This window comes from Gillisia mitskevichiae (assembly GCF_003634585.1).
GTDB classification, from domain to species: Bacteria; Bacteroidota; Bacteroidia; order Flavobacteriales; family Flavobacteriaceae; genus Gillisia; species Gillisia mitskevichiae.
Genome location: NZ_RBLG01000005.1, coordinates 1 through 25,451, shown reverse-complemented (window position 1 = coordinate 25,451; position 25,451 = coordinate 1). Strand labels below are relative to the sequence as shown.

Sequence of the window (25,451 nt, the reverse complement as noted above, 5' to 3'; positions counted from 1 at the left end):
CAATTGCGTAACCAATTTATTTATAATAATTAAGTATAAAATTTGATTAAAATGTTAGTCCATAAATAAAAATTTTTAGTTTTTGCCATTTAACTTAATGCATTTTAACATTTAGTTACCATCTGTAATCATAAATTGCATGCTGCACTTTTTTTTTATTTAAACATTTTTAAAAAACTGATTATTAACTAATTAGACTGCATCATCATATTCCATTGTAGTTAATTTTCTATATGAAAGTAGAAATTATAGAAATATTTGTCAAGTCAAATATTTCTATTTAACATAAAATTAACAATTTTATGACTGCTCTCACTCAATTTTATCATTATTCATTATAACCATATTTCTTTCGCCTTTAATTGTCGACCTTGCTGATGCATTTTCAACTCAAATTTATTAACCACCAAGCAATATTGATAATGACTAAAAGAGCATTTATCGGAGAAAGAATTAAAGCCCTGCGTAAACAAAATGGTTATTCACAATCTTTAGTAGCTGAAAAATTATTTATTTCGCAAGCAGCATATTCTTTAATTGAAAATTCTCAAAACGGGATAGCAGTAGACCATATTATTAATTTGAGCAAATTATATAATGTAACTACAGATTTTATATTAAAAGGAGATAAATATTTAATAAGGATTGATCCTTCCAATGGTTTTATCCCTCTTATTAAAGCATCTGCTCACGCCGGTTTTATTAAAAATTTCCATAAGGAAAATAGTTTTGAAGTAGCAGATTGGTATAGGATCCCTGGATTTAACCCAGCTTATGAGCAAAAATTGTTTGAAGTAGCTGGAGATAGTATGACGCCAACCTTGCTTTCTGGAGATGTGCTAATTTGTCAAGATCAACCTAAAATAGATAATATTTTGGACGGATCTTTAATCTTACTAGTAACCGAAAGCGGTATATTAATTAAACGTATTCGTTTAGATAATAATACAGATTTTTTACTTTTAGAAAGTGATAATCAGCTGGAACCAGATCAACTTAAGAAAATTCGTAAGTCAGAGATTTACCAGGCCATGGTTGTACGTGGAAAAATTAGTAGTGTAATGATTCCTCATCATCAAATTGCCTCTAAGGGCAAGATCCAGAATATGGAGGAAGCCATAGATTTTTTAAAAAAGGAATTATTTAAATTGAATAGAAAACTAAGCAGTCTTGAAAAATAGATGGTAACTTTGGTACTAATTTTTGAGTCCAATTAGTTACAAGAATATATAAAGATGAAGCTTTTTAAAAATCAATGGTCAAATATTATTATTGCTGTAGTAATTCTCGCAATGATCATTCCCGGCACACGTAAACCTATACAGATCTTTGTAAATAAGTTATTAGCTTTTAGTCCATCTGTTACTTCTGAAGAGGAGAGAGAATCCTTGGCAGATTATAATTGGGCTTTGGAAAAGAACAATAAGGATAGATTAGAATTAACTTCTTTAGAGAATAAGGTAGTACTTGTAAATTTCTGGGCTACCTGGTGTCCTCCTTGTATTGCAGAAATGCCAAGTTTTGAGCTATTATATAGAGATTATAAAGATAAAGTAGAGTTCTTATTTGTTTCTTCTGAAGATCATGAAACAGTAAAAGGCTTTTTAAACCGAAAGAAATATTCCCTTCCTGCTTACAGGCCTTTAAGTGAAGCTCCAGAGCCATTAAATGGAAATACGCTACCTACCACATATTTAATAGACAAAAATGGCGCTATCGTTATTAAAAAGGTTGGTGCGGCAGATTGGAATAGTGAAAGTCTTAGAAACACTTTAGATAAACTTCTGTTAGAATAATTTTCTAAAAAAGGAGCGTACGAATTCTGGATCATACAGGCTAAACATAATTTTTAGCTCTTCAGATATATTTGTTTCCTCATCTAGATACTTGAATATTGCCTGAGGACTGTTTTTTGAGTAGAATTTAGAGAATAGTTCTTCTCCTTGTTCATTATTTCTATTTAAAACATCTAAAAAAATAGCATCATACCATCTAAAGCGATTGTTTATTAATCCATCTCTAGGTTCCTTCCCAAATTTCAGGTTAGCGATTAATTGGGCTATTTTTTTTTCTGTGTGCTTAAATGAATATCCTGTAGAGCCCTTTACCCAAGAACCAGCTGTGCCTATTTTAGTAACTTTGGAACTACTTGCATCATGAAAATTATGATCTGTCATAGGGATCACTCCTTTTTCTGTTGCTAGGATTTCATACTCATCAATTTTAAGTATTTCTTTTATATACCTTTTTAGGTAAGTATCATAAACAGGATCTTCAGTAAGAAATGGGGTGAAAAATGTATATTCTAATAGTGCTTCACTTTCATTTAAAGGCAATACATATGTAAAGCTGGTGCTTTCTGGAAATTTTATCCTAAAATCCATCATCGTAAAAGTAGACTTATCAAAAACAGGTGTTTTTGTTTTAATATGCCATCCTTTAAAATGTTGAAAAATTTTAGTTGATTTAGAATCTTCTAAATATCTAGAGTCAATTCGGCTATCAAAAAAATGACTCGCAATATAATTGCCTTCTTTTCCTGTAGCTATAGAACTTATTTCATCTATCTCCACGATCTCATCTAAAATAAAATGAAAGTTGGTTTTGGACTTTAATGCTGATTTTATGAAACTATAGAAATCTAAAGATCTCAACATTTTATAGGAATACGGATCTAATTTTAATTCTATATTGGCTTCTGAGGAAATAAATTTACCATGATTCCAAGTGCTGTAAATTATCTCATCCCATTTTCCAATCCCCTTTTCCCAAAAACACCAAGTTTTATCATTGGTTTCTTTTAAAGAAGGATCTATTATAGCAATTTTTAGTTTTAAAAAATAGGGATCCTTGCTAAGTGCATAGGCTAACTGAAGTCCCGCTAAGCCACTTCCAATAATAATATAATCGAATTTTTGTGGCAATAGATCGGGGTGTTAAAATGAATTTACTTCTTAAAATATTTGAAAGGTACCCAAAGCATTCCAAAACATTCACCTTCATCTTTTCCTAAATGTTTATGATGCATTTTGTGTGCTCTTCTAACTCCCTTCGCATATTTATTATTTGCGTTTCTAAATATTTTAAATCGCTGGTGAATAAAAATATCATGAACCATAAAATAAGCAATTCCGTAAGCTAGTATACCTAGTCCTATTGGCAAACCTATCCAAAGGTCATCATAACGCCACAAAAGAAAGAAAGTGATACTTACAACTGCGTAGAAAACAAAGAAAAGATCGTTCCTTTCCCACCAGTGACTGTGATCCTTTTTGTGGTGGTCTTGATGCAATTTCCACAAAAAACCATGCATTACATATTTATGAGTAAACCATGCCATTCCTTCCATCATTAAGAAAGTAGCAATAAAAATTACGATCCAAAGTATGAGTTCCATTATATTAAGTTTAATCTATATGAGATATAAGATTTTGCAAGTAATCCGGCTTTTTGATAATTAGGTACACTTATGCGCTTGTTCTTAATTTCCAAAGACGGCACTTTTTTTAATTTATTCAATAACTTACTGTAGTAAATATAAGCTGTATAAACTCCAAATTTTGCTTCTACAGGTAATTTGGCAATACCTTTTAATCCTGCTTTAAAATCTTCTTCAATTTCAAAAATAATCTTTTGCTTGCTAACTTCATCTAAGGCTGCCAGATTTGTACCTGGAAAATAGCTTCTGCTAAGATCTTCAAAATCTGCTTTTAGATCTCTTAGAAAATTAACTTTTTGAAATGCCGATCCCAAACTCATTGCAGAATCTTTTAATTCCAGATATTTTTTATTATCACCTTTTACAAAGACTCTTAAGCACATGAGGCCAACAACATCTGCACTACCATAAATATATTCCTTATAATCTTCTTGAGTAAGGTAAGTGGATTTATGTAAGTCTAATTTCATGCTTTTTAAGAAAGCATTGTAAAGCTCTGGTGCGATCTTATATTTATGCGCAGTTTCCTGAAATGAATTTATAATGGGGTTTAAACTTATTTTGTTATCTATCGCCTTGTAAAGATCCTGAGTGAAATCTTCAAGTAATTGTTCTTTATTATAATCATGGAAAGAATCTACAATTTCATCTGCAAATCTTACAAATCCATAAATATTATAGATATCCTGTCTAATTGAAGGAGCTAGCATTTTAGTAGCCATCGAGAAAGAGGTACTATACGCGTTAGTTACCGTTTGGCTACAGGCTCGTGAAACTGAGTCAAATATTGATTTCATATGGTAAATTCTTTATGAATAAGTCCAGACACTAATTTTCCTGAAATAAGTGCTGGAGGAACTCCAGGACCAGGAACGGTTAGCTGCCCAGTAAAAAACAAGCCTTTTACTTTACTACTCATTAATTTGGGTCTTAAAAAAGCGGTTTGCAACAGGGTATTTGCCATACCGTAAGCATTTCCTTTATAGCTATTATAATCTTTAATAAAATCGTTAACACAAAACGATTCTTTAAATATAACGTATTTTCTTACCTCTTGATTCGTGAGTTTTTCAAATCTCGTAATAATCTTTTCAAAGTACTCTTCTCTCAATTCTTCCGTATCTTCCAACCCAGGAGCTAAAGGAATAAGGAAAAATCCATTTTCGCAATTTTCTGGCGCGGTGGTATTATCTGTAACAGAGGTAAAATTAGCGTAGAAAAGTGGTTCGTTTGGCCATTTAGGAGAATCGTAAATGTCTTGAGCATGCGCTTCAAAATCGACATCAAAAAACAAATTATGATGTTCTATGTTATCAATTTTTTTACTGAAACCAACATAAAAAAGTAATGAGGATGGAGCAAAGGTCTTTTTCGCCCAATATTTTTCAGAATATTGGCGATACTTTGGTTCCAATAAAGTTTCACTGTGATGATAATCTGCGCCGGCTAAAATAATATCCGATGGTATCTTTCTTCCCTCTACAGAAATACTTTCTGCTTTTCCCTTAGAAACATTGATTTTTTCTACTGAAGCATTTGTAAAAAATTCAACCCCTAAAGATTTAGCCAAAGAGATCATAGCTTGGATCACTTTATTCATTCCTCCTTGGGGATGCCATGTTCCTAATCCAAAGTCGGCATAATTCATAAAACTATAGAAAGATGGGGTATCACTTGGTTTTGCGCCTAAAAATAACACTGGAAATTCTAATATCTGAACAAGATTTTTATTCTTAAATTCTTTTCTTACATCTCCTGCAATTGTACCAAAGAATTGACCTATTTTTTTAATAGTCGCCGGAGTAATAAGTTCTATAGGAGAAACACCTGGCCTATATACAAGGTCTTTTATTGCAATATTATAGTTGCTTTGAGCTTGGTCTATAAACTTTTTAAGTTTTTTAGAACTACCTTTTTCCTCTTCTTCAAAGGCTAAATAAATTTTTTCTAAGGTATCTTCTATAGTAATGCTTTTACCAGCTTCAAAAAACACTTTATAAGCTGGTTTCAATTTCTCTAACTTATAATAATCTGATGGAGCCTTATTGAAATCGGCAAAGAATCGCTCGAATACATCTGGCATCCAATACCAAGAAGGACCCATGTCGAATGTAAAACCTTCTTTTTTTAATTGCCTTGCACGTCCACCTAAGTCTGCATTTTTTTCATAAACAGAAACTTTGTACCCATCTTTTGCTAGGTAAGAAGCCGCAGCAAGAGATGCAAAACCAGAACCTATTATGCTTACCGTTTTACTCATTAATTCGAAAATTGATTTGAGAATTCTGGAATAGACTTAAATATTTTAATATGTGGGGATAGAGTGTTTGGATCTATAGTTTGAATTTTACTTCCAAACAGATTCAATTCCACCTTTAGATTTTTGCATAAAACAGTGTCAAACTCTTTTATAAATTCAGAAAGTTCTCTAGGTTCAGTCGTTAAGTAGCTAATAAAGGTTGGGTTTGGATGAATGTCTAAAAGATATCTCATATCATTTAAGGGCATGCTTGGTCCAAGATAAATAGTTTTTTTATGATGAAAATTAAGCTCATAATTTAAATATAATATCCCTAGGTCATGAATCTCATTTTCGGGTAAAAAGAGAACGTATAAATCCTCCCCCTCATAACTATTAGAGCTTTCCAGTTGTGCAATATTTAAATACAGCTTTTGTTTAATTAAACCCACTAAAAAATGCTCGTGCACTGGATTGATAGTGTCTGTTTGCCATAAAAGACCTATTTCATTTAGTAGTGGAATAAAGATCTCTAAAAATATCTCTCTAAAACTTTTAGTATCCAAGAGATTCATATAGGTTTTATGAAATAAATTCGAATCAAAATTCACCATCGCGATCTTAAAAGAATTTATGGCTCTATTTTCTTCGCTTGCGGTGGCAGCGACCTCTTTAACCATTTTTCCAATTTCAGAATCACTTAATTTGGCAATTCGGGAGATCTTGTAGCCGTGACCATTTAAGAAAGTTACATTTAAAATTTTCTGTAAACTCTCTAGATCGTAGGTTCTAATATTGGTATCAGTTCTACTTGGGGAGAGAATATTATATCTCTTCTCCCAGATCCTTATAGTATGAGCTTTAATACCGCTAAGGTGCTCTAAATCTTTTATGCTGAAATTCTGTTTTATATGTTCCATAGGATGCTTGAAGCAAGATAAACAAATCTACATAAAATATTAAGGGATATGTTTGATGTAATGTTAAATTGTTTAATCTTTATGTTAAATAATTAAACAAAATAATTGCATTGAATTTACGGACTTTTATAAACCATAAGATGTGATCTCCTTTTCAGCCTAGATTTAAGTATGTTATCCTTTAATAAATGATATTTTTGTACTCATTCTCAAATCCAATTAATTTAATAGTAACATGCCCGAAGATTACGTGTTTCAATATAAAATAGCATCTAAAGGAAAGCGCCTTTTAGCCCATTTGTTTGAAGGAATTATATATGCCATTATAGTACTGGGATATTATAAAATCTTAGGGAATTCTATAGATGACTATTTAAATAGAGAAATTAATGTTGATGAATTTCTTTATTCGGCTCTCGCATCTATACTAACAGGATTTATCTTTTACCCACTATTTTCGGGTAATTTAGGGCACAAAATTTTAGGGCTTAAAGTGATTTCTTCCAAATCTGGAGAAGAATATCAATTCGCATCAGATGGTGCTATACGTGAATTACTAAAATACCTGGGTGGTTTTTTAATTATTCCCCTAATATGGTTGTTATGGGATAAAGAGAATCAAAATTTATATGATAAAATAACAGAGACCCTTGTCGTAGAAAATTACACGAAAGAGAAAAAATAAAAACTAGAAAAAAAAATTTGAAAAGGGGTGGAAGTTAAATAGTACCCGGAGCGGGACTTGAACCCGCACGCCCTAATGGACACATGGCCCTCAACCATGCCTGTCTACCAATTCCAGCACCCGGGCAAATTGCGCGCTTCGAAATTGAATTCCTAAGGGCTGCGGAAATAATTTTAGTAAGAACTAAAATTTAGTGATCTGGCTGGGGCTCGAACCCAGGACCCTCTCCTTAAAAGGGAGATGCTCTACCAACTGAGCTACCAAATCTTAATTAAAAAGAACATATTGGAAATAAATCCAAAAATTTAGTGATCTGGCTGGGGCTCGAACCCAGGACCCTCTCCTTAAAAGGGAGATGCTCTACCAACTGAGCTACCAAATCATTACTTGCATTGTTTTGCAAATGCGGGTGCAAATATACTATCATTAATTTATTTTTCAAGAGGAAATTGACATAAATTTGCAAATGTTTCAAATTAATTTCTAAACACCTCTTTTTCAGCATGAAAATATTTCTTTCAGGATATATGGGATCAGGCAAATCTGTGATTTCACAAAAATTATCCACTAAATTAGCTTATCCGCTTATCGATATAGACGAACAAATCTCTCTAATTGAGGAAATGACTATTCCTGAGATTTTTAAATTTAAAGGGGAATTATATTTCCGCAGAATGGAAACCCGAATATTAGAAGATGTACTCGAAGACCCAAATGATCTTATAGTAGCTTTAGGTGGAGGCACCCCTTGCTATGGAACCAATTTAGATCTTATTAAGAATTTCCCGGAATCCAAAATGGTGTATTTAAAAGCTTCGGTTGAGTTTTTAGTGAAAAGATTGTTCAAAGAAAAATCACAAAGGCCAATGATAAGCCATTTGGAGACAGAGGATGATCTTGAAGATTTTGTGAGAAAGCATTTGTTTGAGCGTGGTTACTACTATAATCAAGCTAATCTAGTGGTAAATGTAGAAAACCGTACTCCAAATGAAATTGCTAACGAAATTGCCGATAAATTAAAATAATTCTACTTTATCTCGGCCAATAGAAAAATTCACTTTTACGGTTTCATTAAGCGAGGTGGATAAAGAAATTCCCTTAAAATCTGCTTTTACAGGGTATTTTTTATGGCTCCTATCCACAAGCACAGCCGTTTTAAACTGTTTTAAGGGCACTTCTAGGAAATGTTTAATTCCATATATCAAAGTTGTGCCCGAGTTTAATACGTCGTCTATTAAGACGATAGACTTATTTTGATATTCTGTCGCGGTTAAAGAAGTTTTTACACCAGCTAAAGGATTTTTCTTATCTAATTTAACTTCACACAAAATAATTTTTAAATCGGAAATTTCTTCCAATACTGTTTTAAGTCTATTTGCAAAAACGAACCCACTTTTAGCAATTCCCGCCAAAATAAGCTCCGTTTCATCTATATTACTTTCGTAGATCTGATAGGCAATACGTTTTATTTTATGCTGAATTTGCTCGTTGTTGAGGATCTTGTTTGAGGTTGGCATAGATTATTTAATTTTTTTAAAGATAAAAAACAATTCATTCCCGGATCTTGGAGAAATAGAATTATAACAATCTTCTAGTTGCAATATTTTAAAATGTGGGTGAAATAATTCCAGATATTCTTCTGCGCTACCACCAAAAGGAGGACCAGATGTAGTTAGTTTGAAATTGAAAAACAAACCTACTAATTTACCATTGAGGAATAATAGTTCCTTCATTTTTTCAACATATTTAGGTCTAAGTGAAGGATTTAAAGCGCAAAAGAACGTTTGCTCTAAAATGAGATCGAATTGCATATTCAATTCGAAAAAATCGTTTTGTATCAAATGTTCTTCAGGAAAATTGGGTGTTCTGTTTTTTAAATTTTCTAAGGGTTCTCTTGCAATGTCTATAACAAAGACGTTCTTAAAACCTTGAAGATGCAAATATTCTGCTTCATAAGAGTTCCCTGAACCTGGGATTAGAATTTTCAAGGATTTATCTTCTAATTGGTCTATATATTCCTTAATAGGGGTAGAGACTTCTCCAATATCCCATTTTATCCTATTTTCCTTGTAACGGGTTGCCCAATAGTTTTCGTCTAATTTCATTCTTTTAGATCTTGCTCTTTGTCCTCAACTTTAGTTTCCTTTTCTTCTGCTTTTTCTTCAAACCAATCGTCTATATCCCTTCTGTCCTTTTTTGTTGGTCTTCCTACTCCTTTTTTTCGGTAGTAATCTTTGGAGTATTTAAGCAGTTCCATTTTTTCAAAAGCTTCCTTAGGTGTAATATCATTAATGTAAAGACCAACTAACTTAGCGCCTAATCTACTTGTGGGAACATCAAGAATCTCAATTTCATAATTTATCTGATTCTTTCTAATAGTGATTTTATCTTGCGGAAACACCTCTCTAGAAGGTTTAACATTTGCCCCTTTTATCTTAACTTTCCCTGTTTTACATGCGTTAGTAGCTAAACTTCTTGTTTTGAAATACCGAACGCACCATAAAAATTTATCAACTCTCATATTAGCTTCTTAAATCTGTCTAAATCCTAAGCAAAAATACAAGATTATTGTATCTTGCCGCCTTAAATTTACCTAATGATGAGATTGACAAAGTTGTTTATTTTAATGGTGCTTACGAGCATTTCTATAATATCCTGTAAAAAAGACGATGATGATGATACTGAAGTGGTTCCTGTAAGAGATCGTGGAGAACAAGCCATTGAAGATGATGAAGCATTAATTGCCTATTTGCAAACACATTTTTATAACGAAGAAGATTTTCAGAACCCAGCAGAGGGTTTTGATTACAAAATAAAGTTCGATTCTATAGACGAGGCGAATGCAGATAAAACCCCTCTTATAGATTCAGATTTATTATCAACAAAGATCGTTACTCGTAACGAGGTGGATTATACTATCTATATTCTGAAAATAAGAGAAGGAGTTGGAGCGCATCCTACTTTTGCAGATTCTACTTTTCAGAATTATAAAGGGGAGTTATTGAATGAGATCTCTTTTGATAATACCACAAACCCTGTTTGGTTTGATCATCCAGGAACCTTGACCCAAGCAAATTCAGGTCTTGCAGTTGTAGCTATAACAGAAGCATTGGTTGAATTTGGAGGAGCTTCAAATTTTGAAGTGAATGACGATAATACAGTAAAATTTACCGACGACTATGGAGTAGGAGCAGTATTCTTACCTTCAGGCTTGGCTTATTTTAATAATGCACGTGAAAATATTCCAGCATATAGTCCTTTGATATTTAGCTTTCAGTTATACAAAGTAAATCAAGCAGATCACGACCAAGATGGAATTCCTTCATACTTAGAAGACCTGGATAACGATAGAATAGTATCTAACGATGATTCTGATGAAGATACCTTACCAAATTTTATAGATGTAGATGATGATGGTGATGGTACTTTAACTAGGGATGAAATAATAGTAAATGAGGATGGTACAATAACTTTCCCGGATACGAATGGTAACGGAATACCAAACTATCTTGATGAAGACGAGTTTGAAAATGTAAATGCTATCTAATTGAATATAAAAAAAGCCACGAAATTTTTCGTGGCTTTTTTATTTCTATTTCTAAACTCTAATTAAGAGTATAGGAAACACTTAAGATCCATTGTGAAGGTCTTGAGTCTATTTTGAAGTTCTGGTCTGATGCCGCCTCTCCAAAAGCATTATTTTCTTTAAAAGCTCCTTCATATCTAGCATCGAAACCTAGATTCCCGAATTCTAATCCTGCTCCAAGTTGATATCCCACAGTGATCTCATTTTCTACTTCTGAGATAGAAAGAGTAGTATTCTCTAATTCATTTTTTAGGACGTATTGAAAAGAGGGTCCAGCTTTAATATTTAAAGGTCCTAATACGTTTATTCCTACCAAAACCGGCGCATCGATCTTGTCTATATTATAATCAAATTGGCCATAATCTGTATTAAGTCTAGTATATACAACTTCAGGTTGTAAGAATATTCCAAGGAATTCCAGTTTTGCAAAGCCTCCTAAATGATATCCGGTCTTTTCTTTTCCATCTACTACTGTTGAAGCATCTCCTATAACCTGGCCGTAATTCTCATAGTCTCCAGTTGCACCATAATTAAGACCTCCTTTTATTCCATAAGTGGCTTGAGCCATAGCCGAACCTCCAATTAAAATAAGGCCAAGAACAATTAATTTTTTCATAAGTTGTGTTTTTTATTTTGATTATGGATAACGCAGAAAATATACCATTTATTTCCTTTTAAAAACATTAAACCCTTCAACCACTAGGATTGAAGGGTTTAAAATATAAACTTTTTAATTTTATTTACGTTTCAATACTTTTTCTGATGCCGTTACAATTGCTTCTGCATTCAATCCGTATTTTTCCATTAATTGCTCAGGAGTTCCACTTTCACCAAAGGTATCTTTAGTGGCAACAAACTCTTGTGGAGCTGGGAAGTTTTCAACCAAGGTTCTTGAAACACTTTCTCCTAAACCTCCTAGGAAGTTATGTTCTTCAGCTGTAACAACACATCCAGTCTTTTTTACAGAAGCTAAAATAGCATCTTCATCTAAAGGTTTAATAGTATGTATGTTAATTACTTCAGCGCTTATTCCTTTTTCATTCAATTGTTCAGCAGCCTGTAAAGCTTCCCAAACTAAATGTCCCGTTGCAATGATAGTAACATCGGTTCCTTCAGTTAAATTAACCGCTTTTCCAATTTCAAATTTCCCGTCTTCAGGTGTGAAATTTGCCACTTTTGGACGCCCAAATCTTAAGTAAACAGGACCTTCAAATTCTGCAATTGCAAGTGTAGCCGCTTTAGTCTGGTTGTAATCACATGTGTTAATTACCGTCATTCCAGGTAGCATCTTCATTAAGCCTATATCTTCTAAGATTTGGTGAGTAGCTCCATCTTCACCTAAAGTAACTCCTGCATGAGAAGCACATATTTTCACGTTTTTACCAGAATATGCAACACTTTGTCTAATCTGGTCGTAGACTCTCCCTGTAGAGAAATTAGCAAATGTTCCTGTAAACGGTATTTTTCCTCCTATAGTCATCCCAGCTGCAATACCAATCATATTTGCTTCAGCGATCCCTATTTGAAAGAAACGTTCAGGATGATTCTTTTTAAAATCGTCCATTTTTAATGAACCAGTAAGATCTGCACAAAGTGCAACAACATTTTCGTTATTTTTCCCAAGCTCGGTTAAACCTGCTCCAAAACCAGATCTCGTATCCTTATTTCCTGTATTTGTGTATTTTTTCATTTTGTCTGAATAATATTTCTAAAAGAAATAGCAATTAAAATTAATAGTCTCCAAGAGTTTCAGGGTTCTGCGCTAAAGCATTCTCCAATTGCTCATCATTAGGAGCTACTCCATGCCATTTATGCGTATGCATCATAAAGTCCACTCCATGACCCATTACGGTTGTCATTAAGATACATACCGGTTTTCCTTTTCCGGTTCTGCTTTTAGCTTCATTTAAACCTTCTATAACTTTAGAAATATCATTTCCTTCTTTTACCTCTAGAACATCCCATCCAAAAGCTTCAAATTTTGCTTTAATATTACCCATTGGTAAAACTTGATCTGTAGCCCCATCAATCTGTTGTCCGTTTACATCTACAGTAGAAATAAGATTGTCTATTTTATTACCAGCGGCATACATGATAGCTTCCCAATTCTGCCCTTCTTGTAATTCCCCATCTCCATGTAAGGTGTATACTAAATGAGAATCTTTATTCAGTTTTTTTGCTTCCGCAGCTCCAATTGCTACAGAGAGACCTTGCCCTAAAGAACCAGATGCAATACGAATTCCCGGCAAACCTTCATGAGTTGTAGGATGCCCTTGTAATCTTGAATTTATTAATCTGAAAGTATTTAGTTCTTCCACTGGGAAAAATCCGCTTCGCGCTAAAACGCTATAAAATACTGGAGAAATATGCCCGTTAGACAAAAAGAAAAGATCTTCATCTATTCCGTTCATATTAAAATCACTTTTATAATCCATCACCTCTTGATAGAGAGCTGTGAAAAACTCGGCGCAGCCTAGAGATCCTCCAGGGTGACCTGAATTTACTTTGTGAACTTGCCTTAAAATGTCCCGGCGAACCTGGGTTACAAAATTTTCTAATTCTTTAGTGTGTGGCATTGTGTGTTGTGTTGTTATTTTTTTGAATGCTGCAAAAATAAGTTTTTAAATACGTATCACAAAGTTAGAAGATGCCAGTTATCAACGATTTGTATGTAATAGCTAACAATTTTTAAAATCTTGTCTCTTTTATATGAGCTTTACTTAAGTATCTTTGCAGCTATTTAAAATATATTATGAAGTTTGACCTTTTAGCTAAAGACCCTCAGAGTAATGCTCGTGCGGGAAAAGTTACCACAGATCATGGTGTTATTGAAACACCAATTTTTATGCCCGTAGGAACCGTTGGTTCTGTGAAAGGGGTACACCAAAGAGAATTAAAAGAAGATATAAATCCAGATATAATTTTAGGGAATACCTACCACTTATACTTAAGACCTCAAACCGAGATCTTAAAAAAAGCTGGTGGGCTTCATAAATTTATGAATTGGGATAGAAGTATACTTACAGATAGTGGTGGGTACCAAGTCTACTCCCTTTCAGAAAGAAGAAAGATTAAAGAAAGTGGGGTAAAATTCAAGTCTCATATAGATGGATCTTATCATACGTTTACTCCAGAAAATGTAATGGAAATTCAACGTGTTATTGGAGCCGATATTATCATGGCTTTTGATGAATGTACACCTTATCCTTGCGATTATAAATATGCAAAACGTTCTATGCACATGACGCATAGATGGTTGGATAGATGCATCACACATTTAGAAAAAACTCCGTTTGAATATGATTATAGTCAAGCCTTTTTTCCAATTGTGCAAGGAAGTACTTATAAAGATCTGCGGAAACAATCTGCGGAATATATAGCTTCTGTAGGAGCAGAGGGGAATGCAATTGGTGGATTATCTGTTGGGGAACCAGCAGAAGAAATGTATGCGATGACTGAAGTGGTGACCGCTGTATTACCTGAAGATAAGCCAAGATATCTAATGGGTGTGGGAACTCCAATTAATATTTTGGAGAACATTGCCTTGGGAATAGATATGTTCGATTGTGTGATGCCTACTAGAAATGCAAGAAATGGGATGCTATTTACCGCACATGGAACCATTAATATAAAGAATAAAAAATGGCATGATGATTTCTCTCCAATAGATGATATGGCCATTACATTCGTAGATACAGAATATTCTAAAGCTTATCTAAGACACCTGTTTACGGTTAATGAATTATTAGGGAAACAAATTGCTACCATACATAATTTAGGATTTTACCTTTGGTTGGTGCGTGAAGCTAGAAAACATATCTTAGCTGGAGATTTTGCAAGCTGGAAAAATATGATGGTACAACAAATGAATAAGCGACTGTAAGTTGAAGATATTAGACTGGTACATATTAAAACGCTATCTGGGAACCTTTATCCTGATGTTGCTTCTGTTTATACCTATTGGTATTACTGTAAATCTTGCAGAAAAGATCGATAAGATCTTGGAAAATGAAGTACCTTTTATAGAAGTAGCGGCATATTATTTAGATTTTACAATTTATTTTGCAAACCTACTTTTTCCTTTATTTTTATTTCTATCGGTAATTTGGTTCACTTCAAAACTGGCTAATAACACAGAGATCATTGCTTTTTTAAGTAGTGGAGTTTCTTTTTGGAGGTTTTTAAGACCTTATTTAATAGGTGCAAGTATCGTTTGTGTTGGAGCTTTGGTTTTAAGTATGTATTTAGCGCCTAGAGCAAGTAAAGGTTTTAATGAATTTAAATATCAATACCTTAAAAAAGGGGGAGAAGTCCAAGAGACGAGTGATGTGTATAGGCAGATTAATGATGATGAGTATATTTATGCAAGTAATTTTCAGCCTAAAACTAAATCTGCCAGAAATTTCACTTTAGAACATTTTGAAGGAAATAAATTGACGTTTAAATTAAGTGCTTCTAGATTACAATATAATGAAGCAGATAGCACTTATACTTTAAGCAATTTTGATAAGAGAATTATTGGGGACGAAGCCGATCAAATTTTTCATGAAAGGTCTTTAGATACCATTCTCCCATTCGAATTTGATGAATTAACTCCTGTAACTTATATCGCAGAAACACTTAATTACAATGAGCTCAACGATTTTATAGAGCAAGAATCCAGAAGGGGCTCAGGAAACATGAACAGGTATTTGGTGGTGGCTTATAAGAGGTGGAGCTTGCCAGTTTCAGCATTTATACTTACTATAATTGCTGTTGCAGTTTCATCTATTAAGAGAAGAGGAGGAATGGGAGTAAACCTGGCTTTAGGAATTTCCTTGGCTTTTATTTTCATATTTTTCGACAAGGTTTTTGGAACATTGGCAGAGCAATCTACTTTTTCACCATTGATCGCAGTTTGGTTTCCCAACGTTACTTTTGGGATTTTAGCTATTTATCTGTTGATCAATGCTAAACGATAAACTTAAAAGTTACCTACATTTTCATGTTATTGTATTTATCTGGGGTTTCACCGCAGTATTAGGAGCATTAATTTCTTTAGATGCTGTCCCATTAGTTTGGTACAGGATGTTGCTGGCCAGCGGATTTATCTTCTTATACATTAAATGGAAGAAGCGTAATCTTAAGGTTTCCAAGCGAAAACTAGCAATTCTTGTAATTGCAGGACTTGTGATCGCCTTGCACTGGTTAACATTTTTCGGCGCAATAAAAGTATCCAACGTATCAATTACTTTAGCACTTCTTTCTACAGGTGCATTTTTTACTTCTATTTTAGAACCTATTTTCTACAAACGTAAGTTTGTAGGTTACGAGATCCTGTTTGGATTATTAGTTATCGTGGGATTATATATAATATTTCAGGTGGAAACTAAATATACCTTAGGGATCATCTTAGGTTTGATTTCCGCTTTTTTATCTGCTGTTTTTACTTTAATGAATGGGAAATTGATAAAGGATACTGCTCCTTCTGTAATTTCATTTTACGAGCTTTTAACAGGAGTGGTCGCAATAAGTACTTATTTAGGTTTCAGCTCTTTCATTAGTGGAGGAGATAATGGCTTTAATCTTGCTTTTTTCTCTCTTTCTTCTGAAGATTGGTGGTATTTATTAATTCTCGCTTCCATATGCACCGCCTATGCCTTTATTGCCGCAGTAGCAGTGATGAAGCATCTAAGTCCTTATACCATCATGCTCACCATTAATTTAGAGCCGGTTTATGGCATATTTTTAGCATTTTTAGTCTTTGGTAGTAAAGAGCAAATGAACCCTCAATTCTATTATGGAGCCTTGATAATTCTATCTACTGTTATACTGAATGGCTATCTTAAAACAAAACGAAAAATTAATAAGATATCTTAGGAATTCTTCCTTTTAAAGTTTGTTATATTTGTAGGCTAATTAAAACAGAATAACTTAATATGGAATATTTGGATTTTGAATTACCCATTAAAGAGTTAGAGGAACAGTACCAGAAAGCTTGTAATATTGGAGCAGAAAGTGAAGTGGATGTTACTGCTACCTGTAAACAAATTGAAAAGAAATTAATAGAGACTAAAAAGGGGATCTATAAGAATCTTACAGCATGGCAACGTGTTCAGCTTTCAAGACATCCTAATAGACCTTATACCTTAGATTATATAAAAGCAATTTGTGGTGATACTTTTCTTGAACTTCATGGGGATAGAAATGTAAAAGACGACAAAGCAATGATTGGTGGTCTAGGTAAAATTGGTGACCAGAGCTTTATGTTTGTGGGTCAACAAAAAGGTTTCAATACCAAAACACGACAATATCGCAATTTTGGAATGGCAAATCCCGAAGGATATCGTAAAGCATTACGCTTAATGAAATCTGCCGAGAAATTTGGAGTTCCAGTGGTAGCTTTTATAGATACTCCAGGAGCATACCCAGGACTGGAAGCAGAAGAAAGAGGTCAAGGGGAAGCCATTGCAAGAAATATATTAGAAATGACACGCCTAAAAGTTCCAATTATCGTGGTAATTATAGGAGAAGGTGCAAGTGGTGGAGCATTAGGAATTGGAGTAGGAGATAAGGTGTTAATGTTAGAGAACACTTGGTACTCTGTTATTTCTCCGGAATCTTGTTCTTCAATATTATGGAGAAGCTGGGAATATAAAGAAGTTGCTGCAGATGCCTTAAAGCTAACAGCAAAAGATATGCTGAAGCAAAAGTTAATAGACGAAATTGTTAAGGAGCCACTTGGAGGAGCACATAGCAATAGAGAAGAAACTTTTAATACGGTAAAAAATACAATTTTAGCTTCTTTTGAGGAGTTCCGAAACTTATCACCAAAAGATTTGGTGAATAAGAGAATGGATAAATATTCAAATATGGGGGTTTTTAAAGATTAGTTCTTTCTTAGTCACTCTTTCAAAAAATCCGAGGTAATAACTTCGGATTTTTTTGGCCTTATCAACAAAAATATTAAGTTATCAACAGGTAAAATGTTCACTACCTGTGAACTAAGTTGTCCTGATTTAATTAAGGATATCTTAACAAATTATTTACATTCGTAGTATGGAAAAAGTTACAATCCCCCAACAACTAAAATATGGCCAAGGCAATGTGGTGAGTCTTGAAAAAGGTAAAATTCCTCCTCAAGCTGTTGATTTAGAGGAAGTTGTGCTTGGAGCTATGATGATTGATAAAAAAGGGGTAGATGAAATTATAGATATTCTACACTCGGACGTGTTTTATAAAACATCTCATAAATTAATATATGAGGCGATCTATAAACTCTTTGAAAATACCGAAGCGATTGACTTATTAACCGTTTCTAATCAATTGCGTAAGGATGGAAATTTAGACAAGGCAGGAGGAGAGTATTATCTTATTCAGCTTACTCAAAAAGTATCTTCCTCTGCACATATTGAGTTCCATGCAAGGATCATTCTTCAGAAATATATTCAACGAAGTCTTATAAAAATTTCAAACGAAATAATTGAACAGTCTTACGATGAGTCAACCGATGTTTTTGATCTTTTAGATACAGCTGAATCCAAATTGTATGAAGTAACTCAGGGGAATATAAAAAGATCTTCGGAAACTGCTCATAGTTTGGTTATCCAAGCAAAAAATAGGATTCAGGAAATTTCCAATAAAGAAGGTTTAAGTGGTGTGCCTTCTGGCTTCGATAGGCTGGATAAACTTACTTCTGGTTGGCAGCCAAGTGATTTAATTATCATTGCTGCTCGTCCAGGTATGGGTAAAACGGCATTAACATTATCCATGGCTAGAAATATTGCTGTAGGACATAATATACCTGTAGCTTTCTTTTCTTTGGAGATGTCTGCAGTACAACTTATAACTAGATTAATTTCTTCTGAAACAGGATTGTCTTCAGAAAAATTAAGAACAGGGAATTTAGAAACCCATGAGTGGGAGCAACTAAATGTAAAGGTTAAAGATTTGGAGAAAGCTCCATTATTTATAGATGATACTCCATCTTTATCCATTTTCGATCTTAGAGCAAAGGCAAGACGCTTGGCTTCTCAACATGGTATAAAAATGATCATGGTAGATTACTTGCAATTAATGACTGCTGGGAGCTCTGTTAAAGGTGGTAATAGGGAACAAGAAATCTCTACAATTTCTCGAAATTTAAAAGCTTTAGCAAAGGAATTAGCGATACCTGTTATAGCACTTTCGCAACTATCTCGTGCGGTGGAAACTCGTGGAGGAAGTAAAAGACCATTATTAAGTGATTTGAGGGAATCTGGAGCGATTGAGCAAGATGCCGATATTGTATCGTTTATCTACCGCCCAGAATATTATAAAATTGATGAGTGGGATGATGAAGAAAGATCTCCAACTGCAGGGCAAGGAGAATTTATAGTGGCTAAACACCGTAATGGTGGCTTGGAGAGTGTCCGTTTGAAATTTGTTGGTCATCTCGGAAAATTTGATAACTTAGACGACTTTGATTCCCCATTCGGTGAATTTCATTCAAAAATGAATGAAGCTGGTGGGAACGAAGATCCTTTTGGTGGAGGTAAATTGCCTAGTCCTTCAGCAGACGAAGCTTTCGGAAGCTCAATGAATGATGACTTTAGTGATGATGACAACGACGTGCCATTTTAAAAATAAAATTTATGACTACTTAATAGTCCTACTATCCAAATTATATTTAGTAAAAAAACCTACATGTTGTGTTGATAGTGTATTCTATTCCAGCCAATATAGTTGCCAATTACCGCCCAGTATGAAAAAATCATTTTTTATACTGGGTTTATTTTTTGTCTCCTTTCAAATACAAGCATCTCAGATATTAATCCCGATGGATGCTGAAACCCAAGAAAATCATTTAAAAGCCTACGGGATCACCTATTTTGCGCTTCAGAATAATTTAAGCGTTCAGTGGTTACTTAATTATAGGGGAGGTTCTTTTCTTATTTCAGATACAGAAACCTTACGAAGAGAATGTAAAATAAGAGGTGTTTCTTTTGAGGTTTTGAGTGATTCAATGTCAGAATCTATATTGGAAGAAATTCAAAGTCCCTCTAAGAATATGGAAGCAGTGATTTTAGAGAAAGCACCAAAAATTGCGGTCTACTCGCCAACTGGTAACAAACCTTGGGATGATGCTGTAACCATGGTATTAACCTATGCTGAAATTCCATATGAGACTATTTATGATGAAGAAGTGTTGGGTGATGCCCTTATTTTATATGACTGGCTACATTTGCATCATGAAGATTTTACAGGACAGTATGGCAAGTTTTATAAAAATTATAGGGCTACGCCATGGTATATAAAAGAAAAGCAAGATGCTGAAGCCTTAGCTGCTAAATTAGGTTATTCTAAGGTTTCTGAAGAAAAACTAGCTGTAGCTTTAAAGATCAGAGATTATGTAATTGGTGGCGGATTTATGTTTGCTATGTGTAGCGCAACAGATAGTTTTGATATTGCTCTCGCAGCCGAAGGAGTAGATATAGCAGAGCCAATGTTTGATGGAGATCCTAGTGAAGCAGGCTATCAATCTAAGATAGATTTTGAGAATACCTTTGCTTTCACAAATTTTATTTTAGAACGAAACCCAATGGTATATGAGTTCTCATCTATAGATATGACAGAAAAAAGGCAAGTAGCTATGAATACAGATTATTTCACTTTAATGGAATTTTCTGCCAAATGGGATCCTATTCCTACGATGTTAAATCAAAATCATACAATGTTGGTGAAAGGCTTCATGGGACAAACAACTGCTTTTAATAGAAATACTTTAAAGTCTAATATTTTAGTACTTGCTGAAAATAAACTGAATGAGGAAGCTCGTTATATTCATGGAATCAAAGGCCGTGGTTTTTTTACATTTTACGGAGGGCATGATCCGGAAGACTATCAACATAGAGTAGGAGATCCTAAGACAGAGTTGGAATTACATCCAACTTCTCCGGGTTATAGACTAATCTTAAATAACGTTTTATTCCCAGCGGCAAAGAAAAAGAAACAGAAGACTTAGTTCATTAAATCTTTTAGAATTCCTCTTTTCCCTAACTATTATAGCGAATTGATTGTCATGCTGAATTTATTTCAGCATTTCGGGTTTCCTAAATCCCGTTCAATTTCATTCTGAATTTCATATAGAACTTAGCGAAGAATTTCAAGTCCAAATGAATCTGTCTTATTTAAAATTTAAAATTTAAGATTTAATGTAACCCACATTAATACTTTAGTGAAAAATGATAGTAAAAAAAAACCAATAAAAAAGCCCGCTCTATTAGAGCGGGCTTTTGAATATATAAGAACGTTAATCGTGAAAAATATTATTTTACTTTGTTAACTATAGCTCCAAATGCTTCTGGATGGTTCATCGCTAGATCGGCTAAAACCTTACGGTTTAAATCGATTTTTGCAGATTTTAAACCTCCCATAAACTGAGAATAAGACATCCCGTGCATTCTAGCTCCAGCGTTAATACGCACGATCCAAAGAGAACGGAAATTTCTTTTATTGGTTTTACGGTCTCTATAAGCATATAACATTGCTTTGTCAACCGCATTTTTTGCTACTGTCCAAACGTTTTTACGACGTCCAAAGTAACCTTTTGCTTGCTTAAGAACCTTTTTTCTTCTGGCTCTCTTCGCAACTGAATTTACTGATCTTGGCATAATTTTAATTGTTTTTGAAGAAGGCGATTCATAAATTATTAATTCTGAATACTTTCATTGCGCAACTCCAGGGTTTTTAAATAGTTTAAACCATCAAAAATTTCAATCTACTTTAAACGTAGTTGAGTTTTGATATTTTTCTCATCTGCAGTATGTACTAAAGTACTATGCGTTAGAGCAAGCTTACGTTTTTTAGACTTCTTTGTTAAGATATGACTTTTAAACGCGTGCTTTCTTTTAATTTTACCTGTACCTGTAAGCTTAAAACGCTTTTTGGCACTGGATTTTGTCTTCATTTTAGGCATGCTCGTGTAATTTTATAATTAACGTTCTTATTTCGTTTTTCTAGGAGAGAGAAACATAGTCATACGTTTTCCTTCCAACTTCGGCATCTGTTCCACTTTTCCAATTTCTTCTAGATCTTGTGCAAGACGAAGAAGTAATATCTGACCCTGATCTTTAAAAACAATAGATCTCCCTTTAAAGAATACAAAAGCCTTTAATTTAGCTCCGTCTTTTAGGAATTTCTCAGCATTACGCTTTTTGAATTCATAATCATGATCATCGGTTTGTGGACCAAATCGAATTTCTTTAACCACCACTTTACTGGCTTTCGCCTTTAAGACTTTTTCACGTTTCTTTTGTTCATAAAGAAACTTCTTATAGTCCATTACCTTTGCAACTGGTGGTTTTGCATTAGGAGATATTTCCACAAGATCTAAACCTTGCTCTTCAGCAAATTCCATGGCTTTGGAAGTAGGATATACTCCCATCTCGATGTTGTCGCCAACAAGGCGTAACTCTTCTGCTCGGATTTTTCCGTTAATGCGGTGTTGGTCTTCTTTAATTTCTCTTAGCGGTCGCTTCGATCTTTTTCTACGTATTGCTATGGCTGTCTAATTTTAATTATACTTCAAACGCTTTATGCGTTTTTTTGATTTCGTTTTTTACTAATTTGGTGAAGTCTTCTATTAGCATTGTGCCAATATCACCTTCCCCATGTCTTCGTACAGAAACTGTACCATCTTTCTCCTCTTGCTCTCCAATAATCAGCATATAAGGTACTTTGCTCATTTCAGCATCCCTTATTTTCTTTCCAATGGTCTCGCTTCGGTCATCAGACACGGCGCGAATTTCGTCATTTTCAAGCAAATCTAAAACTTTTTGTGAGTATTTTTCATATTTCTCACTGAGAGAGAGTACAATAGCTTGCTCAGGTGTTAACCAAAGAGGGAAATTCCCTCCAGTGTTTTCTAAAAGAACAGCTACAAAACGTTCCATACTACCAAATGGAGCTCTATGGATCATTACTGGTCTATGCATTTCATTGTCACTTCCCTTATATGTCAGTTCAAATCGTTCTGGCAGATTATAATCAACTTGGATTGTGCCAAGTTGCCAGCTTCTTCCTAAAGCATCCTTTACCATAAAGTCCAATTTTGGACCGTAAAATGCTGCTTCTCCGGTTTCTACAACATAATTAAGCCCTTTTTCTTTTGCTGCAGATAAGATTGCATTTTCGGCTTTCTCCCAAACATCATCACTTCCTATGTATTTTTCTTTATTGTCTGGATCTCTTAGTGAAACCTGTGCGGTAAATTCGTCGAATCCTAAAGATTCAAATACATATAAGGTAAGGTCTATTACTTTTTTGAATTCAGAATCTAATTGATCCGGAGTACAAAAAATATGAGCATCATCTTGAGTAAAACCTCGAACACGGGTTAAACCATGTAATTCACCACTTTGTTCATATCTATAAACCGTTCCAAATTCTGCAAAACGCTTCGGAAGATCTTTATAGCTCCATGGAGCCGAGTTGTAAATTTCACAGTGATGTGGGCAGTTCATTGGTTTTAGCAAAAATTCCTCTCCTTCATTAGGAGTGAGGATTGGCTGAAAGCTATCTGCTCCATATTTTTCATAATGACCAGAGGTCACATAAAGTTCTTTTTGACCAATGTGTGGAGTGATCACCATTTCGTAACCAGCTTTTTTCTGAGCTGCTTTCAAGAAATTTTCTAAACGCTCTCTTAATGCTGCGCCTTTAGGAAGCCATAAAGGCAAACCTTGCCCAACTTTTTGTGAAAAAGTGAAAAGCTGTAATTCTTTTCCAAGTTTTCTGTGATCACGTTTCTTTGCTTCTTCTAGAAGTTCTAAATATTCTTTTAGATCCTTTTGCTTCGGAAATGAAATTCCGTAAACTCTGGTTAATTGAGGGTTTTTTTCATTTCCTCTCCAGTAAGCTCCGGCAACACTCATCAATTTAACGGCCTTTATTATTCCGGTATTCGGAATATGACCACCACGGCATAGATCTGTAAAGCTATCATGGTCACAAAAAGTGATAGTGCCATCTTCCAAATTTTCAATAAGCTCAACTTTAAAAGGATTATTTTGATCCTTATAATAAGACAAAGCTTCCGCTTTAGTAGAAGATCTCATACTAAACTCATGTTTCCCACGAGCTATCTCCAACATTTTCCCTTCTATCTTCTTAAAATCGTTTTCAGAAATTTTCTGCTCTCCAAAATCAACGTCGTAATAAAAACCATTTTCAATTGCTGGTCCTATGGTTAATTTAGATCCTGGATATAATTGTTCAATAGCCTGCGCCATAACATGAGAAGTAGAATGCCAAAAAGCCTTTTTACCATCTTTATCATTCCAAGTATATAATATAAGACTGCCATCGGTTGTAAGAGGGGTAGAGGATTCTACCACTGTATCATTAAATTTTGCTGAAATCACATTTCTAGCGAAACCTTCACTAATACTTTTAGCTACATCCATAGGAGTAGCTCCACTCTCAAATTCTTTAACAGTGCCATCTGGCAAACTTATTTTTATCATTTCCATATATTAAGAAAGCAAAGATAATAGGTTAAATGCGGTTGCACAATATACTAGGTCTATATATTCATGAATATTATCTGGGTGTTACCCCGATCAAAAGATCAGGGTCGGGCTATCCACGATATCTTTTGGCAATTCTAAATACTATTATATATAATAGAGTAAATAAATTCACTCTATTATATATAATAGTATTTCTCCAAATCGCCAAAAGGATGCTGTTTCAATCCCTAACACAAAAGTTGGATTTAAAAAAAAGATAGAATAGTACTCTATTATATATAGGAGTGGTTTAATTGTTTTATTCAAAGCATGAAGTATTATAGGGGATTTTGCTAAAGCCGAATTCAAGTATATATAAAGAGAAGAAGCATTTCTATTTTTAGTTATTAAAATTCTAAAGATTTAATAAACCGAAACTGAGGTTAAAAAATTTTATTGATCTGATTTGTAATTAATTAGAAAAAAATTGTATTTTAGTGCCCCGCTTTTTGAAGAAGAAGTTGAAAATAATTTGATATTATTTTTATTAAACTTGCGTAGGAAGATAAAAGAACTGTATATTTGCACCCGCTAAGCGATCAACGAGTAGTTGATTTGGGAGGTGAAGTTCATTGTATACTGGGAGACACGAGCGTTTTTAAGGTTAAAATTTAACTAAAAAAAAGTTTGAAATAAGTTTGCTGGAATGAAATTAAAGTTGGTATATTTGCAGCCGCGTTTAGCGGTACAAAAAGTTCCTTGATTAGTGAGAATACGATGTAAATTTTGAGAGTGAAAGTTCTTAAAAATTTAACTAAAAAAAACTTCAAATAGTTTTGGTTGGTAAAGAAAAAGCATTGTATATTTGCAGCCGCTTTGAGCGGTAGTAAAGTTCACGAAAAGTTATTGACATGAGATCCCGAGGTAGGGTATAAGATAAAGAGGTTCAACTCCTTTTATTTCAACAAGAGTCCATTTGATTCTTCCCTTTGGGAAGATGCCCGCAAGGGCAGATGGGAAATGTTCATTGATATATTGAATTGACAGCGCGTTTCAATGTTGTTCGCAAGAATAACAGAAGAAACCAAAAGATAAGAATTAAGACTAGAAGAA

General features: G+C 34.0%; 26 protein-coding genes and 3 tRNA genes. 11 read left to right on the top strand and 18 right to left on the bottom strand.

Features of this window, described 5'->3' with window-relative positions:
• Window positions 1–422 precede the first annotated feature (422 nt).
• A complete protein-coding gene (locus BC962_RS14185; protein ID WP_121346687.1) occupies window positions 423–1,181 on the top strand; it encodes an XRE family transcriptional regulator in 759 nt (252 codons plus the stop codon).
• Between the two features lie 54 nt (window positions 1,182–1,235).
• On the top strand, window positions 1,236–1,796 hold the full coding sequence (locus BC962_RS14180; protein WP_121346686.1) for a TlpA family protein disulfide reductase: 561 nt from the start codon (window positions 1,236–1,238) through the stop codon (window positions 1,794–1,796).
• On the opposite strand, the gene BC962_RS14175 is transcribed toward BC962_RS14180, so the two are convergent.
• Genes BC962_RS14175 through BC962_RS14155 form a run of 5 tightly spaced genes read right to left on the bottom strand, consistent with a single transcriptional unit; the run spans window position 1,788 to window position 6,598 of the window.
• The gene (locus BC962_RS14175) at window positions 1,788–2,924 is read right to left on the bottom strand and encodes a lycopene cyclase family protein (protein ID WP_121346685.1); all 1,137 of its coding nucleotides are present in this window, start codon (window positions 2,922–2,924) and stop codon (window positions 1,788–1,790) included. The two genes, BC962_RS14180 and BC962_RS14175, sit on opposite strands and share 9 nt — an antisense overlap.
• Window positions 2,925–2,947: 23 nt before the next feature.
• Window positions 2,948–3,397 (bottom strand): sterol desaturase family protein, encoded by a 450-nt coding sequence (locus BC962_RS14170; protein WP_121346684.1) that lies wholly within the window; start codon window positions 3,395–3,397, stop codon window positions 2,948–2,950.
• On the bottom strand, window positions 3,397–4,236 hold the full coding sequence (locus BC962_RS14165; RefSeq protein ID WP_121346683.1) for a phytoene/squalene synthase family protein: 840 nt from the start codon (window positions 4,234–4,236) through the stop codon (window positions 3,397–3,399). Before BC962_RS14165 ends, BC962_RS14170 begins: the two co-directional genes overlap by 1 nt.
• Window positions 4,233–5,699 carry a phytoene desaturase family protein gene (locus BC962_RS14160; RefSeq protein WP_121346682.1) on the bottom strand — a complete coding sequence of 489 codons (1,467 nt, stop codon included), beginning with the start codon at window positions 5,697–5,699 and terminating at the stop codon, window positions 4,233–4,235. The genes BC962_RS14165 and BC962_RS14160 overlap by 4 nt, the downstream gene beginning before the upstream one ends.
• A complete protein-coding gene (locus tag BC962_RS14155) occupies window positions 5,699–6,598 on the bottom strand; it encodes a MerR family transcriptional regulator (protein WP_121346681.1) in 900 nt (299 codons plus the stop codon). The genes BC962_RS14160 and BC962_RS14155 overlap by 1 nt, the downstream gene beginning before the upstream one ends.
• Before the next feature lie 235 nt (window positions 6,599–6,833).
• Between BC962_RS14155 and BC962_RS14150 the strand changes: the two genes are divergently transcribed.
• Complete coding sequence (locus BC962_RS14150; RefSeq protein WP_121346680.1) at window positions 6,834–7,283, top strand: RDD family protein; 450 nt, start codon at window positions 6,834–6,836, stop codon at window positions 7,281–7,283.
• A 42-nt stretch (window positions 7,284–7,325) separates the two neighbouring features.
• Here the strand turns inward: BC962_RS14150 and BC962_RS14145 are convergent.
• From BC962_RS14145 to BC962_RS14135, 3 genes are all read right to left on the bottom strand, one after another.
• Window positions 7,326–7,409, bottom strand: a tRNA-Leu gene (locus BC962_RS14145).
• 68 nt (window positions 7,410–7,477) lie between these two features.
• Window positions 7,478–7,550: transfer RNA gene (locus tag BC962_RS14140), tRNA-Lys, on the bottom strand.
• A 42-nt stretch (window positions 7,551–7,592) separates the two neighbouring features.
• Window positions 7,593–7,665, bottom strand: a tRNA-Lys gene (locus BC962_RS14135).
• 121 nt (window positions 7,666–7,786) lie between these two features.
• Between BC962_RS14135 and BC962_RS14130 the strand changes: the two genes are divergently transcribed.
• Window positions 7,787–8,308, top strand: a complete 522-nt coding sequence (locus BC962_RS14130; RefSeq protein WP_121346679.1) for a shikimate kinase — start codon at window positions 7,787–7,789, stop codon at window positions 8,306–8,308.
• Here BC962_RS14130 and BC962_RS14125 read toward each other — a convergent pair.
• The 3 genes from BC962_RS14125 to BC962_RS14115 are packed head-to-tail and all read right to left on the bottom strand — an operon-like array spanning window position 8,300 to window position 9,804.
• The gene (locus tag BC962_RS14125; RefSeq protein WP_121346678.1) at window positions 8,300–8,800 is read right to left on the bottom strand and encodes a phosphoribosyltransferase family protein; all 501 of its coding nucleotides are present in this window, start codon (window positions 8,798–8,800) and stop codon (window positions 8,300–8,302) included. The two genes, BC962_RS14130 and BC962_RS14125, sit on opposite strands and share 9 nt — an antisense overlap.
• Before the next feature lie 3 nt (window positions 8,801–8,803).
• Complete coding sequence (locus tag BC962_RS14120) at window positions 8,804–9,388, bottom strand: methyltransferase domain-containing protein (protein WP_121346677.1); 585 nt, start codon at window positions 9,386–9,388, stop codon at window positions 8,804–8,806.
• On the bottom strand, window positions 9,385–9,804 hold the full coding sequence (locus tag BC962_RS14115) for an RNA-binding S4 domain-containing protein (protein ID WP_121346676.1): 420 nt from the start codon (window positions 9,802–9,804) through the stop codon (window positions 9,385–9,387). Before BC962_RS14115 ends, BC962_RS14120 begins: the two co-directional genes overlap by 4 nt.
• A gap of 75 nt (window positions 9,805–9,879) precedes the next feature.
• On the opposite strand from BC962_RS14115, the gene BC962_RS14110 reads away from it, so the two are divergent.
• Window positions 9,880–10,830 (top strand): FKBP-type peptidyl-prolyl cis-trans isomerase, encoded by a 951-nt coding sequence (locus BC962_RS14110; protein WP_245984226.1) that lies wholly within the window; start codon window positions 9,880–9,882, stop codon window positions 10,828–10,830.
• A gap of 58 nt (window positions 10,831–10,888) precedes the next feature.
• Here BC962_RS14110 and BC962_RS14105 read toward each other — a convergent pair whose 3' ends face one another.
• The 3 genes from BC962_RS14105 to BC962_RS14095 form a co-directional block, all read right to left on the bottom strand.
• Window positions 10,889–11,485: an outer membrane beta-barrel protein gene (locus BC962_RS14105; protein ID WP_121346675.1), complete on the bottom strand. Its 597-nt coding sequence runs from the start codon at window positions 11,483–11,485 to the stop codon at window positions 10,889–10,891.
• 120 nt (window positions 11,486–11,605) lie between these two features.
• A complete protein-coding gene (locus tag BC962_RS14100) occupies window positions 11,606–12,559 on the bottom strand; it encodes a transketolase family protein (RefSeq protein ID WP_121346674.1) in 954 nt (317 codons plus the stop codon).
• A 40-nt stretch (window positions 12,560–12,599) separates the two neighbouring features.
• Entirely contained in the window at window positions 12,600–13,445 is an 846-nt protein-coding gene (locus BC962_RS14095; RefSeq protein ID WP_121346673.1) for a transketolase, read from the bottom strand.
• Window positions 13,446–13,621: 176 nt separating this feature from the next.
• Here BC962_RS14095 and tgt point away from each other — a divergent pair, with 176 nt between their 5' ends.
• From tgt to BC962_RS14065, 6 genes are all read left to right on the top strand, one after another.
• Complete coding sequence (gene tgt, locus BC962_RS14090; RefSeq protein ID WP_121346672.1) at window positions 13,622–14,752, top strand: tRNA guanosine(34) transglycosylase Tgt; 1,131 nt, start codon at window positions 13,622–13,624, stop codon at window positions 14,750–14,752.
• A 1-nt stretch (window position 14,753) separates the two neighbouring features.
• Window positions 14,754–15,830, top strand: a complete 1,077-nt coding sequence (locus BC962_RS14085) for an LptF/LptG family permease (protein ID WP_121346671.1) — start codon at window positions 14,754–14,756, stop codon at window positions 15,828–15,830.
• Window positions 15,817–16,728 carry a DMT family transporter gene (locus BC962_RS14080; RefSeq protein WP_121346670.1) on the top strand — a complete coding sequence of 304 codons (912 nt, stop codon included), beginning with the start codon at window positions 15,817–15,819 and terminating at the stop codon, window positions 16,726–16,728. The genes BC962_RS14085 and BC962_RS14080 overlap by 14 nt, the downstream gene beginning before the upstream one ends.
• Window positions 16,729–16,787: 59 nt before the next feature.
• Window positions 16,788–17,741, top strand: coding sequence for an acetyl-CoA carboxylase carboxyltransferase subunit alpha (locus BC962_RS14075; protein WP_121346669.1), 954 nt, complete (start codon window positions 16,788–16,790; stop codon window positions 17,739–17,741).
• Between the two features lie 166 nt (window positions 17,742–17,907).
• On the top strand, window positions 17,908–19,470 hold the full coding sequence (gene dnaB, locus BC962_RS14070; protein ID WP_121346668.1) for a replicative DNA helicase: 1,563 nt from the start codon (window positions 17,908–17,910) through the stop codon (window positions 19,468–19,470).
• A 121-nt stretch (window positions 19,471–19,591) separates the two neighbouring features.
• Window positions 19,592–20,851 (top strand): asparagine synthetase B, encoded by a 1,260-nt coding sequence (locus tag BC962_RS14065; RefSeq protein ID WP_245984224.1) that lies wholly within the window; start codon window positions 19,592–19,594, stop codon window positions 20,849–20,851.
• A 304-nt stretch (window positions 20,852–21,155) separates the two neighbouring features.
• On the opposite strand, the gene rplT is transcribed toward BC962_RS14065, so the two are convergent.
• From rplT to thrS, 4 genes are all read right to left on the bottom strand, one after another.
• A complete protein-coding gene (gene rplT / locus BC962_RS14060; RefSeq protein ID WP_121346666.1) occupies window positions 21,156–21,500 on the bottom strand; it encodes a 50S ribosomal protein L20 in 345 nt (114 codons plus the stop codon).
• A 107-nt stretch (window positions 21,501–21,607) separates the two neighbouring features.
• Window positions 21,608–21,805, bottom strand: a complete 198-nt coding sequence (gene rpmI, locus BC962_RS14055) for a 50S ribosomal protein L35 (protein WP_034924937.1) — start codon at window positions 21,803–21,805, stop codon at window positions 21,608–21,610.
• A 27-nt stretch (window positions 21,806–21,832) separates the two neighbouring features.
• Window positions 21,833–22,348 carry a translation initiation factor IF-3 gene (gene infC / locus BC962_RS14050; RefSeq protein ID WP_083932938.1) on the bottom strand — a complete coding sequence of 172 codons (516 nt, stop codon included), beginning with the start codon at window positions 22,346–22,348 and terminating at the stop codon, window positions 21,833–21,835.
• A gap of 58 nt (window positions 22,349–22,406) precedes the next feature.
• Window positions 22,407–24,353, bottom strand: a complete 1,947-nt coding sequence (gene thrS, locus BC962_RS14045) for a threonine--tRNA ligase (RefSeq protein WP_121346809.1) — start codon at window positions 24,351–24,353, stop codon at window positions 22,407–22,409.
• Between the last annotated feature and the right edge of the window lie 1,098 nt (window positions 24,354–25,451).